Source organism: Desulfosporosinus lacus DSM 15449, from assembly GCF_900129935.1.
GTDB lineage: Bacteria > Bacillota > Desulfitobacteriia > Desulfitobacteriales > Desulfitobacteriaceae > Desulfosporosinus > Desulfosporosinus lacus.
The window spans coordinates 25,735-40,406 of sequence record NZ_FQXJ01000033.1 but is presented as its reverse complement, the minus strand read 5'-3'; the positions used below and the strand labels follow the sequence as shown (position 1 = coordinate 40,406).

The 14,672-nt window shown below is 40.1% G+C and carries 12 protein-coding genes and 1 pseudogene; 10 read left to right on the top strand and 3 right to left on the bottom strand.

The annotated features are described in order from the left end of the window. Positions 1-524 (top strand): annotated as a pseudogene (locus BUB11_RS27935) (DNRLRE domain-containing protein); the annotation flags it as partial. A 394-nt stretch (positions 525-918) separates the two neighbouring features. Here BUB11_RS27935 and BUB11_RS24915 read toward each other — a convergent pair. Continuing rightward, on the bottom strand, positions 919-1,908 hold the full coding sequence (locus BUB11_RS24915) for a glycosyltransferase family 4 protein (RefSeq protein ID WP_073033168.1): 990 nt from the start codon (positions 1,906-1,908) through the stop codon (positions 919-921). A gap of 135 nt (positions 1,909-2,043) precedes the next feature. On the opposite strand from BUB11_RS24915, the gene BUB11_RS24910 reads away from it, so the two are divergent. Beyond that, a complete protein-coding gene (locus BUB11_RS24910) occupies positions 2,044-2,619 on the top strand; it encodes a class I SAM-dependent methyltransferase (RefSeq protein WP_073033167.1) in 576 nt (191 codons plus the stop codon). A gap of 30 nt (positions 2,620-2,649) precedes the next feature. On the opposite strand, the gene BUB11_RS24905 is transcribed toward BUB11_RS24910, so the two are convergent. Further along, a complete protein-coding gene (locus BUB11_RS24905) occupies positions 2,650-3,645 on the bottom strand; it encodes a glycosyltransferase family 4 protein (protein ID WP_073033165.1) in 996 nt (331 codons plus the stop codon). Between the two features lie 185 nt (positions 3,646-3,830). Here BUB11_RS24905 and BUB11_RS24900 point away from each other — a divergent pair, with 185 nt between their 5' ends. The 8 genes from BUB11_RS24900 to BUB11_RS24865 all read left to right on the top strand — a co-directional run bounded on the left by BUB11_RS24900 (position 3,831) and on the right by BUB11_RS24865 (position 13,491). Then, a complete protein-coding gene (locus BUB11_RS24900; RefSeq protein WP_073033163.1) occupies positions 3,831-4,895 on the top strand; it encodes an NAD-binding protein in 1,065 nt (354 codons plus the stop codon). Positions 4,896-4,974: 79 nt separating this feature from the next. After that, on the top strand, positions 4,975-5,901 hold the full coding sequence (locus BUB11_RS24895; RefSeq protein WP_073033162.1) for an NAD-dependent epimerase/dehydratase family protein: 927 nt from the start codon (positions 4,975-4,977) through the stop codon (positions 5,899-5,901). A gap of 119 nt (positions 5,902-6,020) precedes the next feature. Beyond that, positions 6,021-6,725, top strand: a complete 705-nt coding sequence (locus BUB11_RS24890; protein WP_073033161.1) for a glycosyltransferase — start codon at positions 6,021-6,023, stop codon at positions 6,723-6,725. A gap of 317 nt (positions 6,726-7,042) precedes the next feature. Then, on the top strand, positions 7,043-7,912 hold the full coding sequence (locus BUB11_RS24885; RefSeq protein ID WP_073033160.1) for a YncE family protein: 870 nt from the start codon (positions 7,043-7,045) through the stop codon (positions 7,910-7,912). An 80-nt stretch (positions 7,913-7,992) separates the two neighbouring features. Then, positions 7,993-9,069 (top strand): non-hydrolyzing UDP-N-acetylglucosamine 2-epimerase, encoded by a 1,077-nt coding sequence (gene wecB, locus BUB11_RS24880; RefSeq protein WP_073033159.1) that lies wholly within the window; start codon positions 7,993-7,995, stop codon positions 9,067-9,069. A gap of 259 nt (positions 9,070-9,328) precedes the next feature. Next, positions 9,329-12,604, top strand: coding sequence for a PAS domain S-box protein (locus BUB11_RS24875; protein WP_073033158.1), 3,276 nt, complete (start codon positions 9,329-9,331; stop codon positions 12,602-12,604). A 5-nt stretch (positions 12,605-12,609) separates the two neighbouring features. Continuing rightward, on the top strand, positions 12,610-13,020 hold the full coding sequence (locus BUB11_RS24870) for an Hpt domain-containing protein (protein ID WP_073033157.1): 411 nt from the start codon (positions 12,610-12,612) through the stop codon (positions 13,018-13,020). A 264-nt stretch (positions 13,021-13,284) separates the two neighbouring features. After that, positions 13,285-13,491, top strand: coding sequence for an aspartyl-phosphate phosphatase Spo0E family protein (locus tag BUB11_RS24865; RefSeq protein WP_073033156.1), 207 nt, complete (start codon positions 13,285-13,287; stop codon positions 13,489-13,491). 158 nt (positions 13,492-13,649) lie between these two features. On the opposite strand, the gene BUB11_RS24860 is transcribed toward BUB11_RS24865, so the two are convergent. Then, the gene (locus BUB11_RS24860) at positions 13,650-14,534 is read right to left on the bottom strand and encodes a CAP domain-containing protein (protein WP_073033154.1); all 885 of its coding nucleotides are present in this window, start codon (positions 14,532-14,534) and stop codon (positions 13,650-13,652) included. Positions 14,535-14,672 lie beyond the last annotated feature (138 nt).

Genomic DNA, 14,672 nt, shown 5'->3' with positions numbered 1-14,672 from the left:
CAACTGGAGCTACAGGGGAAGTCGGAGCGACAGGAACAACTGGAGCTACAGGGGAAGTTGGAGCGACAGGAGCAACTGGGGCAACAGGAGAAGTTGGAGTAACGGGTGCCACCGGAGCCGGAAGCACATTATCATCAGCCCAATCCAGTAGTTCGTTAGCTCTTCCCATTACCACTGAAGTATCTGTTCTTTCCCTTCCAGTAACCACTACGACAGGACAGACATTGAAATTGGACTCAATGTCAGAAGTAGAAATAACAACAACCGCTAGCACTAATTATCAATATACTATTAACTATGAACTTTTCCTGGATGGAGCATCTATTGCTACAGTAACAGTTGAAAAAGACACTGATAGCCAATCGGCAACTGCACGTCTATTTGGTGAAATCCCTAGCTTGACTTGGATTGATACCCCGACTGCCGGATCTCACACCTACGAAATCAGGATTACAGTTACGGGTACAAACCTTACAAGCGCGGTTGCGCTTACTAGAGCACTAAATGTCCTTATCTTTGGATGATAATTACAAGATAGTACAGAAAGAGGGTCCCTAACGTTGGGACTCCTTTTTCTGTACTATCTAGTGTCGGAAACTTTCATTTATTGTTTAGTCGAATGCTATAGCTAAAATCATATCTATGAATGTGGAAGGAAAGATGGCCGATTAGTAGATAACCATCAGTTTGTGTACGATTGTGCGCATCGCCCAGCGCCTAGAGCAAGGAAAATATTTATCGGTAGCACATATCTTATCAATAGTTTGGATTAAAAGTCTAAACCAAACTATTGATGAGATATGTGGGAGGTTACCTATTGTCGTTTCGCACTAGATGAGTTGGTAATAAAGGAAAAAATATTAAAAAAATTAAGCAGTAAAGACTTTCTATAAATGAAAATCCTTACTGCTTTAGAGATTACTTTAGGCTCAGCAAGAAAGCTTCTACTTGAGCTGCAGTGCGTTGCCAAGACCAGGCCTGGGCGAAAAGATGGCCTGAGGCGGCTAACCGCTGGCGTTCAGTATCCTGGGTCAATAGATAATAGATTGCTGAGCTTAGCTGATCGATGTCACTTGGGGGAACTAACAAACAGTTTTCACCGTTGCTAGCGTAATCACGATTTCCGCCGCAATCTGTGGTTACTACAGCTGTACCGCAAGCCATTGCTTCAAGGGGTGGTAAGCCAAATGCTTCAAAGTAAGAGGTATAAACGAAGAGGTCTGCCTCTGCATAGAGCTGGGCAAGCTCTTGGTCTGTTGTCGAGGTTTTAACCCGACAAAGCACAGGGCTGGAAAATTGGGCACCCTCTGGAAGGGATACGGTTAACTCGAAATTAATCTGTTCCTTTAAACGGGTGACAGCTTTTAAAAAGTCTGAGCCGCCTTTCCACGTATACCCTGAGGTAGGGTCACGCATGATGTAAAAAATCTTCTTGATACCCGTTTGTTCAGACGGTTTAGGGTAAGGACGGAATGTCGAAGTATCTACTCCACCAGAGATAACTGTGCTTTGCAGACCAGTTTGTTGGAATAGAAGTTGGCGGTGCCACTCCGATATTGACATGATTGGAGCGCCGATTAAATAACTCTGTTTTGCGATTTTCGAGTCAGGAACCCAAAGAGGTTCATATCCTAGACTTAAGCGTACTACCAGGCCATTTCTAGACTCGAATGCAGGCTTAACAGTTAAATAGAAATTTGGGATTATGAAATCGGCTGAAGGAATGGAGGAAGGGGTAAGTTCTTTTACTCGTCTCAGTTTGGCACGCAAGGGCCAGACTTGGAGGCCCTTTTCGGGCATAATGACTTCAATATCATGTCCTTTATCAACAAGGGCATTAGCCAGGTGATAAATAAAACGCGCCCCGCCGCCCATTTCTAAACTGAGAACAGGAAACACGATCTTCATAGTTTGTCCTCCCTTTACTTTACGGTACTACATATTATGCAATCAAGTAGGCGATTTGTGTGTCAGATGGTACTTTAAGGAAAATTTTGAATACCATAATAGAGACAGAAATTAAGATGGAAGGATGTTCAGCCTGTGACAGTCAATGTCGTAAATCATAAGGATTTCCTTGGTGCGATTAATGAACTTCTATCGAATTCTCATACGGTCCTAGATGTTGGTTGCGGAATAGGTGAGACCCTCGGAAAATTTAGTTGCCCAATAAAAATCGGGGTTGATGCTCATCGCCCTTACCTAGAGAATGCTAAATCGGGTGAGCAGTTCTTAAAAATTAATTTCATGGCAGAACGCCTTAGTGAACTGTTTCTGCCTAAGTCAATAGATAGTGTAACGTTGATTGATGTCATTGAGCATTTCAAGAAAAACGTTGCTTGGGATGTCCTGAGCCAAGTTGAAGAGATTGCTTCTAAAAGGGTTATCATCTTTACTCCAAGAGGTTTCTTCAAACAGCTCGACATTGACCATTATGGTTTAGGGGGAGAAAGCTTCCAACGGCATCGATCAGGATGGGAGGTGGAGGATTTTCAAAAGTATGGCTATAATACTATAATCTTTAGTAAGTTCCATGATCAGAGTAATAAAGCGTTTTTAGAAGTATACGGAAAAGACGCTGAGCCTGTCGATGCCCTCTTAGCTTGGAAGGATTGTTAGACAGAAGTATTATTGGTGCAAATATTGAATTTAGGTGCGCGCTAGCTGAAAAAGTAAGGCTTCTAATTTATCAGCAGCGTGCCGCCATGTCCAGGACTGGGCGAAATGTAAGCCGTTAAGGGCAAGTTGATTCCTTAAAGTTCCTTGAGTTAATAGATGAGCCAATACAAGGGTTAGTTGCTGAATATCGCTGGGGGGAACAAGTAAACAGTTCTGTCCATTTATGGTATAGTCACGGTTGCCCCCGTTATCCGTAGTTACGACCGCAGTACCACAGGCCATCGCCTCTAAAGGTGGCATTGAAAAGGCTTCGAAGTAGGAGGTCGAAACAAAAATATCTGCCTGAGCATAGAAGCGGGCCATTTCGCTGTCAGACTGCGCATTCACTATTTCATAGGGAAGGGGTGCTGGGTAATTTGCCCCTTCCGGAGCTACAACCAGAATGTCAAAGGGAGGAACTAACTGAGTTAAGCGCTGGCAGGCTTCCCAAAAATCTTCGGCACCTTTCCAAGTATAGCCATGTTCCTTGGAACGAAGGATATAAGCTAGTGAATAACGTCCTCTAGAAAGAGACTTTTTGGGGCTGGGACAAAAAACAGAGCTATCAACCCCTCCAGGAATAATGGTGCTGTTTTTCCCAGTTCCTTGTAAAATTAATTGCCGATGCCATTCAGATATAGAAATGATCGGAGCATCGATATGGTAAGAAGCTAAGGCTTTTTCCCTTTCTGGCACCCATAAAGGCTCATATCCAAGGCTCAGTCGAACGACTCGGCCTTTTTTTGATGCCCATGCAGGGAAAACAGTGGGATAAAAATTGGGAAGTATGAAATCTGCAGGCGGTATACTATCAGTAGTAAGTTCTTTAACACGGGTAACCTGTGCTCGCAGGGGCCAAGCTACAGAGGCCTTTTCAGGAAGCACAATTTCTACGCTGTGCCCTTTATCAACCATTTCATTTGCCAACTGATAAATAAAGCGTGTCCCTCCTGTTTCCAAACTTACAACTGGAATAACTAGTTTCATAATTTGTCCTCCATAAATTTATTGTCTTTTTAGTGTATGTCACACCCAGCACCAAGGTTGCAAAATCTGACATCCAAATCGAATGTTAAAGGGATTATTTCTGAGAGATACATCCTCTGTTGTGTCAACAAGGAGTGGACTGCCATAACTTATAGTGATGATATTGGGGGAGGATGGATCCAATAATGAAAATTTGTGTCGTTGGATTGGGTAATATCGGGTTTAATCTGTTCACCTATCTAGACCAAAAATTCTCTGGAGAGGTCATCGGGGTAGATGTGAATGAGAGTAGGGTTAACGAATTAAGACGTAAGGGTCATAGGGTGACCACTGATTATAGGGCTTTAACAGGGATTGATGTTTGGTTAATGGCTCCTTCCACCGGTAATCAAGGTCAAAATTTATTTTCTGCCTTAGAGCATATGATCATCTGTCCGGGTTCTTTAATTTCCATTGAATCGACATTACCTCCAGGTACCATGATGCGCATTCGAGAATTCTTAGAGCAAAGAGGATTTAAATTAGGAACAGATCTTTTTTTGATTCATGTTCCTCATCGGGTAATGTTTGGAGTTGACAAAACCGTTTGTGATACCCCAAGAGTTATGGGGGCCTTTACCAGAGCATGCCTTGAAAAGGGGCGTGAGTTTTATAATCCATTGGTTCCCCTTCTGGTTGAAATTGCGGATGTCAGAGTGGCGGAATTGTCAAAAGTGGTTGAGAATGTAAAACGCTATGTTGATGTAGCTTTTGCCCAAGAAATATATGGATATTGCGTTACGAATGGAATGAGTTTTGATGATCTAAGAATGGCTGTCAATAGTAAGAACAACGTCGAACTTCTAGCCACTGACTGGGGAATTGGAGGGGAGTGTCTGCCTAAAGACATGAATTTCTTAAGAACGGTGTGTCCCTCAGCGTTGTTGGAAGGGGCAGAACAAGCGGATCAGGACTATAGGGAGCGGATCGTTAAACAGGTGGGCAGTGGCAAAGAAGTCTGGGTCAGAGGTTTGAGCTATAAAACGGGAGTCAAGGATCTTGCGCATAGCAGGGGGGTTGATTTGGTCAGAGCTTTAGAAGCTTCCGGTAATACTGTCAGGGTAGAAGATCCCTTATTTTCGCCGGATGAGCTAAGTGCAGCAGGCTTTAATCCCATTGATGAGTTAAAGGGCAATTATGATAACAAAAATGAGAATCACCTAGCAACCAGGGTAATATTGGATCGGCAAAAGGCCTTAGAGATTAAATGATAGGGGTCAAAGGATCCGAAAGACTTGTAAGCATTATGATTCTTTGTGGCTACAAAATGGTAGAAAAAGGAGAAGTGACATGGCTAAAATTTTAGTAACGGGCAGTAAAGGAACCCTAGGTTCACGATTAGTAGAAGTACTCCAAGATCGGGGACATGATGTTTGGGAAGTTGATTTGCAACATCATCTTGGAGATAAATATATTAGGGCGGACATCTCTGAGTATCGCCAGTTAGAACGGGTATTTGATCAAGACTATGATTATGTTTTCCATTTGGCGGCTGAATTTGGCCGTATTAATGGAGAGCATTATTATGACACACTATGGAAAACAAATGTTATTGGAACGCGCAACATTTTAGAATGGCAATTGAAGAAGGGCTTCAAATTAATCTTTACAAGTTCTTCTGAAATCTACGGGGAAGCAATGGAGCCCATATTAACTGAAGATTTGCCTTTGAAAAAGACAATCATTCAGCATAATGATTATGCGTTAACCAAGTGGGCAAACGAAGTACAAGTAATCAACTTTGAAAAGAAATTCGAATCTCCTATTGTTAGACTGCGGTTATTCAACGCCTATGGTCCTGGGGAATATTATCATTCCTATCGCAGTGTTGTTTGCCTCTTTATTTATCGAGCATTACAGGCAATCCCATATGAAGTTTTTGAAGGTTACTACCGTGTCTTTATGTATGTAGATGATCTAATTCCTACCATAGCTAACGCAGCTCATAACTTTAAACCTGGTGAGGTTTATAATATTGGGGGAACTGAATATCGCAGCGTCAAAGATTTAAGTGATTTAGTTCTAAAATATACTGACGGTAACCCAAAATTGGTTAAATATCTTCCGGAAGATAAACACAATACGGTTAGCAAACGGCCAGATATCAGCAAAGCAAAAACAGATCTTGCACACGGCCCTAAAGTGCTTTTAGAAGAAGGATTGCCCAAGACCGTAGAGTGGATGAAGAAGATATATCCGATGACTAACCTCCACTAAGACTCCTAGAAGCAGATCGTTAAGTGCGCTAAGCCTTTGGATTAGTTCAACTAAACTTTGGATGGAGTTTGAAGCTTCATCCAAAGTAAGTTATCTATAAATAAGGAGGGAATCCGCTAATGCTAACGCCAAAAGTTAGTGTCGTTATCCCCACATACAATCACGCCCAGTATCTTCCCTATGCTATAGAAAGTGTCATTTATCAAAGTTATAAAAATCTTGAGGTGATAGTAATAGACGATGGATCCACAGATGGAACATCTAAAGTAGTGAAGAATTATAGCTCAAAAATTAACTATATTTATAAGGCAAATGGAGGAACGCCCAGCGCTTTAAATCTTGGTTTATCAGTGGCAACCGGCAAGTATATTTGCTGGGTCAGTGCCGACGACGGTTTAATAGGGGACAAGATTTCTAAACAGGTAGGGCTGATGGAAAGTGATCCTGGATTGGGATTTAGCTACACTAGCTTTGTCGTTATTGATGCTAATGGTACAAAACAATATGATGTGAATTCAACTTTTTATCCCAACAAACAGGAAATGGTTACAAAGCTTATGGAGGGTTGTTTTATAAACGGATCTTCCGTAATGATGAGCAGTTCAGCGTTGAAGACAGTAGGGAATTTCGACGAAGGCCTGCCTCAAGCACATGATTATGATTTGTGGCTTCGATTCCTTCGGCATTATAACTGCGGGTTTCTGGCGGAATCTCTTTTAGCTTACCGCTGGCATGGTAAAAATATGAGCGTACATCCTGATGAAGCATGTTCTATAATTGTTCAAGAGAGAGCAAAAAGGTTATTTCCAGAGTGGTTAACTTAATATCGGAAGTGGAATGATGGGGAGCGGTATGATTCGCATTCCCATCATTCTTCTTTAGTCCACAGATTTACATAGAGCAATAATGATATTAGGAACAAAAAAGGGGACAGGTAAGTACATCACTGAGACTGCCAAAAATACGTTCCCTTACATGTACTTTAAACATATACTATATAACTTGAAGATCATCTATTTGATTATTTATCGAATAGATTGTGTTAAAGAACTTCTAAATGTATAAGTATCCAGGTAGTAACTGAAGAGGATAATCCGCTTTAAAACTAGTATCCTCAGTTACCATAGTAAGGAGGCATATAATGGTTTCGTTAACAACCGGATTGATTGAGAATACTGGAGTTTCCGGTGTGCGACCCTGTACGACGCTCTTAGCGACAATTTCTAATACCAGCCTAGTAAGCGCTACTGTTCGAATAAGTGGTTATTATTGGACTGGAATGGATAAGAAAGAGTACGTTTTAGATTTATTAACTGTGGCGCCCGGAGAAATTGCAAATAATAACTTTTACGCAAATTTTGATGTTTTTGAATTCCAATTTATCTCTATCTCTGATTATGTAGAAATCTCAGTTCGAGGGAAGAGTGATGCTGGAGGTTTGACCGCAGTTTATAATATGTTGCCTGCACAACTTTTTCCAATAGGTATGGAAGGAATAGCAAAGGAAGAGTCGAAAATGACGATTCCCACCGCCCTTAACCGAGTTTACGTTCTAAACTCTAGCCACAACAATGTCTCAGTTATTGACGGAATCTCCAATACCTTCATGGGTAATGTAATAATTGGTTCAGGGCCCTTCGGTGTAGGTGTTAATCCTATTACGAACCGAATTTACGTGGCAAACTTTGGCAGCAATAATGTCTCAGTCATTGACGGGAACTCTAATATGGTTATAACCACAGTTACTGTGGGTTCCAATCCGGTAGGTCTGGGTGTAAATCCTGCCACCAATAGGATATATGTAACGAACTGGGGTAGTAACAGTGTCTCAGTTATTGATGGATTGACCCATGTTGTTATTTCAACCATTATGGTAGATGCATCTCCAGAAGGGGTGAATGTGAATCCAGCAACGAACCTAATCTATATCACAAACCATGGCAGCAACAATGTTTCAGTCATCGACGGAAGCAATAATGTGGTCAAAACTATCATAAATCTTGGGATCTAAACTAAGGATTTGCATAGTAAAGGGCAAGAAAAACTTGTTTTGTCTTAATTAATTGTTTTATACTGAAGGGGAATCCTGTGATGAAGATTATGACAATATTAGGTACTCGTCCGGAAATCATTCGCTTAAGCCGAATTATTCCGCTCTTAGATCAACTTTGTGACCATATCTTAGTGCATACTGGGCAGAACTTCGACCGTACTTTAAATGATATATTTTTTTCTGATTTAGAATTGCGATCTCCGGACTACGTATTAAATTGCGAAGCATTAAGCTTAATGGGGCAAATCGGTGAGATACTCCGCAAGTGTGAACAGGTAATGCTCAAAGAGAAGCCTGACCGCTTGCTTATTTTAGGGGATACTAACAGTGCTTTGGCGGCGATGGCTGCCAAACGGTTGCGCATTCCGGTTTACCACATGGAGGCGGGTAACCGCTGTTATGATGACCGGGTGCCAGAGGAAGTCAATCGTCGGGTAATCGATCATTGCAGTGATATTTTAATGCCTTACACGGAACGAAGTCGATTTAATCTATTGAAGGAAGGGATCGACGGAAAATGCATTTATGTAACTGGGAACCCAATTGGCGAGGTTCTCGGTTATTATGCAGACAAAATTGAAAAAAGCAGAGTTCTACACACGATGGGGGTCAGCACTAAAGACTACTTCCTAGTGACGTTGCACCGTGCCGAAAATGTGGACGACCAAGAACGCTTGACCAAATTCATAACTGCTTTGCATAAATTATATGAAGAATATGAGATGCCACTTATTTGCAGTCTGCATCCTCGTACCCGTTCTCAATTGGAGAAACAAAGTAAGACTCTTGCGGGGGTTGGAATTCAGGTCGTAGAACCGTTAGGGCTATTTGATTTTGTTTCTTTAGAGCAAAATGCCTTCTGTGTTCTCAGTGATAGCGGAACAGTTCAAGAGGAATGTTGTCTCTATAAAGTTCCAAATGTTACGTTAAGGGATGTGACTGAGCGACCGGAAACAATAGAGGCTGGAAGTAACCTAATTGCTGGTTGCGAACCAACAGACATCTCGCGAGCAGTAAAAACGGTTTTGAGCCAGGGGTATGACTGGAAGCCTCCACAAGAATACATGAAACAAAATGTGAGTAGAAAAGTTATAAAAATCCTAATGGGTCGTTAGGTATATTGGATTAATAAATACTTTCTATAAATATGAAGCTGTTTCCTTACGAAATAAATTTATAAGGAAACGGTTTTTTCTTTTTGTAGGGTAAATAATATAAGATGAAAGATTTAGATCTAAAGCGAAAATGAACGAAAAATAATGATTCATGAAATACGATTAAAGAATTAAAGGAATTATAACAAAGAATATCGAAATTCTAACCATAATAAATATTATTCCTTGTCATATTGCATCAATTTATGGAGGGGCATTAATGTCTAATCACCGAGAAATGATGGATGAAACAATGGATACCTTAAGGACTCTCTTTAACATAATCGAAGATTATGTGTTTATTGTCGGCGAGTCTGGAACAATTATTGAGGTGAATAATTCTGCAACGCAAAAGCTGGGATATTCTATTGAGGAATTGCGTGGAGCAAATATTTTGCTCATTTATCCTCCTGAGCGACACGATGAGGCTTTTAGTGCTGTTCGAGAAATGATGGAAGGCAAGTTATACAAAAATACGATCCCTCTTTTCACAAAAGAAGGAAAATATATTCTTGTAGAAACTCGCGTATTCATTGGGAAATGGCTGGGCGAAAACGTAGCTTTTGGAATCTGTAAAGATATTTCCAGCTTAAAAAACCAAGAGCGCTTGTTAAGTTCTATGATTGATGCAACTCCTGATCTTGTGTTTTTCAAAGATACTAATTGTGTCTTTTTAGGATGCAATAATGCTTTTTCTGATAAATGTATCGGATTAAGTAAAAAAGAAATTATAGGTAAAACCGATATGGATTTTGCTAAGGATAAAGGGCTTGTTGAACTTTTCCATCAGAGAGATAACGAAGTATTTGAAACAGGAGAAACGAGGATTAACGAAGAGCGAATATCCATGGCTAATGGTAGTATGGCTGATGTTGAAACAGTAAAAACACCCTTTTACGATGAGAGTGGCAAAATAGCAGGGCTTATTGGCATTGCTCGAGATATTACTGTTAGAAAAAGCGTAGAAAAGCAATTGAAGGTGCAAACGGAATATGCAGAGATGCTTTTAAATACTGTTCCAAGTGCGGTTTTTTCAATTGATAACAATAAAAAGATATTAAGTTGGAATAAATGGGCTGAACATTTAACCGGTTACTCGCAGGATGAAGTCGTTGGAAAAGACTGTAGCTTGTTTTCCAATAGTCCTTGTAATGAAAAATGTGGATTGTACTTGAAAGAACCAGTTATTGGGAAGGTATGTACAATTAGAAATAAAAAAGGTGCAACGAGATATATTTCTAAAAATGCGGCTCTTTTAAGAGATGAGACAGGGGAAATCACTGGTGGGATCGAGTGTTTTGATGATATCACTGATAGAATACAAATAGAGGAACAGCTGCGCGAAAGTGAGGAAAGATATTCTGCGATCGTGAACTGTGCTCCCGAGATAGTGGCAATATTCAAAATGGGAACGATTGTCTTTGTAAATGATGCAGGCTTAAGTGCTTCAGGCTACGAAAAAAATGAAGTAATAGGACATAATGTTGAGAAATTCATATCGAAAAAGTCTAACGAGCTGATTCTAGCTAACATGAAACGAAGGATACAAGGAGAAACAATTGGAGATTTCGAGATAGAATTTATCAATAAAACAGGTGCAGTTACCAATCTAATCGTTAAAACATCGGCTATAACGTATGAAAATGAGTCGGCTGTTCTTGCTGTATTAATTGATATTACTGAGAGAAAGCATGCCGAAGAGGAGTTAAATAAAAAAGAAAAAATACTCTCTGCAGTTGCAATGTCTATCAAAGAGTTTTTGGACTGTAGTGATTATCTGGTTGCCGTAAAGAATTCCTTTGAATTGCTCGGTTCTGCTACACAGGTAGATAGAATTAATCTGTTTCAAAATACATTTGATCTGGCAGGAAATCAGTATACAAATCAAAAAGTTGAATGGCATTCAAGCCTGTGTGAGCCTTTGCTCAACAATTGGGACCTGCAAGGTATTCCATTTACCAGGATAGATGGCTTTATAGAACCACTTATAAATGGAGAAGCCTATTTTGGAATCGTAAGAGAACTTAAGAATGACAGAACCCGAGAAGTTCTTGCGGCCAAGGGTATTTTATCGATAGCAGTAATTCCTATTTTTATCAGAGGGAATTTCTGGGGATTTGTGGGTTTTGATGATTGCACATATGAAAGAAATTGGTCGGAGGCTGAATTTTCTGTATTAAGAGCTTTTGCAAATTCTTTGGAAAGAGCTGTCGAGAGAAGCATAATAAATGAAGAGTTGGAGAAGTCGAAAAAGGCTGCAGAGACAGCCAGTATTCTAAAAGGCCAGTTTCTTGCGAATATGTCCCATGAAATCAGAACCCCTATGAATGGAATTATTGGTTTTATTGAACTCCTATTCAGGACGGATTTAACAAGAGAACAATGGGGATTCCTCGGGCAAATAAAATCAGCTTCTGACGCACTGCTCCTGCTTATCAATGACATATTAGATTATTCTAAGATTGAAGCGGATAAGCTGGAACTGGAAAATATCCTGTTTGATATTCATTCTCTAGTAGAAGGATCAGTGAACCTTTTTGTACCTAGAGCAAATGATAAAGGTATCCGAATCAATCTGTTCATCGCTTCAGATGTCCCGAAGGTACTGTACGGAGATCCGGGAAGATTGAGACAAGTTTTAAATAATTTAATAGGTAATGGTCTTAAATTTACTGAAGAAGGGGAAGTAAATGTCAAGCTTATCCTTGTAGAGGATAATGCACAAAATGTTAAGATCCAATTTCAAATTAGTGATACCGGGATAGGAATAGATAAAGAAGTATTGCCAAGACTTTTTACTATATTTTCCCAGGCAGATGCCTCAACAACCAGGAAATATGGAGGTACAGGTCTGGGGTTAGCAATTTCCCATCGAATTATTAATTTAATGAATGGAAAAATATATGTAGATAGTGTTCTTGGTAAGGGTTCAACTTTCTATATAGAACTAGATTTAAAAAGATATAATCCATGGAGCATACTCAATTTGGACAATACTCAAATGATAAGAAGGGAGCTGCTTGAAACTGCTTTCAGTGGTTCTGGCTCGCAGGCACGATCTTTCGAAGACTGTATAGACGAAAAGTATACAAATAAAGATATGACCAATAAATCGGCATCAAAAGAACAGTACAATGTATTGCTTGTAGAGGATACTCTAGCAAATCAAAAGTTGGCAACTGTTATGTTAAAGCAATTGGGCTATAATGCTGATCTGGCTGAGAATGGGCAGAAGGCAGTTGAGATGTGTAATATTAAAAAATACAATATAATTTTGATGGATTGCCAAATGCCATTAATGGATGGATATGAAGCATCTTCCATAATAAAGAAAAATGAAGGGTTGAATAGAGAAACTGTAATTATTGCCATGACTGCTCATGCAATGGCGGGTGATCGTGAAAAATGCATTAATTCAGGGATGGATGATTATTTTAGCAAACCAATAAGTATGAATAAACTTGATAAAATGTTAAAAAAATGGCTAGGAGATTAGTGCTGTTGGCACTTAATAGGCATTTGACATTAGGGCTGTATAATATAGAGATAAACAAAAGGGGAATTCAATTAATGAGGCAGAGAATAGTCGATATAGCCGGGTTTAAAGAAGACGTCGGTCTGGATTTTGAGACGCTAAAAGAATTGTATATGATTTTCGCAGATGAGATAAAAAAAGAGAAAGAAGCGGTGAATATACATTTAAGAGATGAAGAAGTTGGAGAACTTAGAAAAGCTGTACACAATATAAAAGGTATTGCCAGCAGTTATCGAACTCTGAATGTCTTTGAGAGTGCAAGGAACTTGGATGTTAAGTTAAAGAACCAGGAACTTGAAAACATTAATACTTATGTATCAGAACTGAATGAAGGAATAGATGAGGCAGTTAGAGAAATTGTCTGCTATTTTAAGTAAAACAGCTTTGGTTAAGACTTAATATATTTTTATAAAATATGTAAATCAAAATAATTACAACGGCTTTTTAAAATAACCAGAAAGGTTTATTTTAAGAAGCCGTTCTTTTATGAAATTAACATGTGGTTTGATCTGCTTTTAGAATTATTATGCCTTTAGCATTTGATTCAATGACCTATGGTACTGTAGAGGTGCTTTAGTCTCAGCTAGAATAAAGTAATAAGACTAGAGCTAAACGAAATTTCAGAGAGGGTTGGTGATAACATGTCAAGCATTGAATCATTAAGGTATAAGCTTTATTTAGCCTGGGAGAAAGGTTCTTCTCAAGAGATACTAAAAGCTAGTCAGGAGCTTGATGTGGAAATCGTAAAATATATGAAAAGCTCTTTAGCAGCCCAAAAACTGATAAAAGGACAGGTTAAACATAAGATAACAGCATTTGATAAAGAAGGAAAATGTGGACATGGCTGAAATGCTCGCAGACGAAAAATTGTATTGAGCGATAAAGATTTCGGGAAGTTCTAGCCAGGCATTAGTTTAGTAAGAACATAGTATGTAAGCCTGAAACAAAATAGAAGGGAGTGCCGCTGACTACTAGAAAAGTAGTTTTGCGACACTCCCTTTATAAATTACTGTTGTAAAAATTCCTGAACATAAAGGTTCCCATAAGCACTTCCATAGGCTATTCCAACGCCCACATGTGTAAAGCGGGGATCTAGGATATTAGCTTTATGACCCGGACTTTGCATAAGTGCGGCCATTGAACCCGGTACGGATGTATTGCCGGAAATGTTTTCTCCGGCCCAACGTACTGTAATGCCTGCTTCCTGCATCATGGCCCAGGGGCTGCCGTAGGTTGGAGAGGTATGACTAAAGTAGTTGTTAACTTTCATATCGTTTGCCTTAGCTCTCCCCACTGCAGTTAGGCGCAGGTCTGCAATTACCGGATTTAAACCGGCGGCAATCCGTTCCTGATTGATCATGTCCACCATGAGTTGTTCGTCAGCCGTTAATGCTGAGACAGGAGGAATTGAGTTGCCCGTTTGATTAGTTGGAGGAACAGGTGCGGGAGCAGGAGTAACTGGAACGGGGCTTATTTGTTGATAATTTTTTAAGGAAATAACATTTCCACTCTGGTTGGATGGTAACGGTCCAATATTGACATGCGTTGGTGATGACACAGTCGGAGCCGGAGCCGGAGCCGGAGTTGGGGTTGGAGTTGGGGTTGGAGTTGGGGTTGGAGTTGGGGTTGGAGTTGGAGTTGGAGTTGGAGTTGGAGTTGGAGTTGGAGTTGGAGTTGGGGTTGGAGTTGGAGTTGGAGTTGGAGTTGGGGTTGGGGTTGGAGCCGGAACTGGAGCCGGAGTAGTTAAAGGCGCAGAAGATTTCAGCGTAATAACAGAGCCTGATAATTGACGAGGAGCGCCAATAATCAGAGCGGCTTGGACCGGTAAAGCTACCGTCGTCATCAGCACCCCAATTTGAATTCCCATTAATACCTTTGCTGCTTTTTTCACTTATGTACCTCCTTGTGCTTGTATATTCGAGACAACTGCAGTATACCATGTCAAGTTGCCTCCTGGAACTGGTATATTATAGAAGGGGCATCAGACCTTTTAACCTCTATTAATTTCCCTCGAGCAATAAAAAGCGCT

Bases quoted from the DNA above. Each gene is read 5' to 3' on its own strand.
- BUB11_RS24915 (WP_073033168.1), bottom strand. From the start codon at position 1,908: ATGAAGATCGTGTTTCCTGTTCTCAGTTTAGAAATGGGCGGCGGGGCG.
- BUB11_RS24905 (WP_073033165.1), bottom strand. From the start codon at position 3,645: ATGAAACTAGTTATTCCAGTTGTAAGTTTGGAAACAGGAGGGACACGC.
- BUB11_RS24900 (WP_073033163.1), top strand. From the start codon at position 3,831: ATGAAAATTTGTGTCGTTGGATTGGGTAATATCGGGTTTAATCTGTTC.
- BUB11_RS24895 (WP_073033162.1), top strand. From the start codon at position 4,975: ATGGCTAAAATTTTAGTAACGGGCAGTAAAGGAACCCTAGGTTCACGA.
- BUB11_RS24890 (WP_073033161.1), top strand. From the start codon at position 6,021: ATGCTAACGCCAAAAGTTAGTGTCGTTATCCCCACATACAATCACGCC.
- BUB11_RS24885 (WP_073033160.1), top strand. From the start codon at position 7,043: ATGGTTTCGTTAACAACCGGATTGATTGAGAATACTGGAGTTTCCGGT.
- wecB (WP_073033159.1), top strand. From the start codon at position 7,993: ATGAAGATTATGACAATATTAGGTACTCGTCCGGAAATCATTCGCTTA.
- BUB11_RS24875 (WP_073033158.1), top strand. From the start codon at position 9,329: ATGTCTAATCACCGAGAAATGATGGATGAAACAATGGATACCTTAAGG.
- BUB11_RS24865 (WP_073033156.1), top strand. From the start codon at position 13,285: ATGTCAAGCATTGAATCATTAAGGTATAAGCTTTATTTAGCCTGGGAG.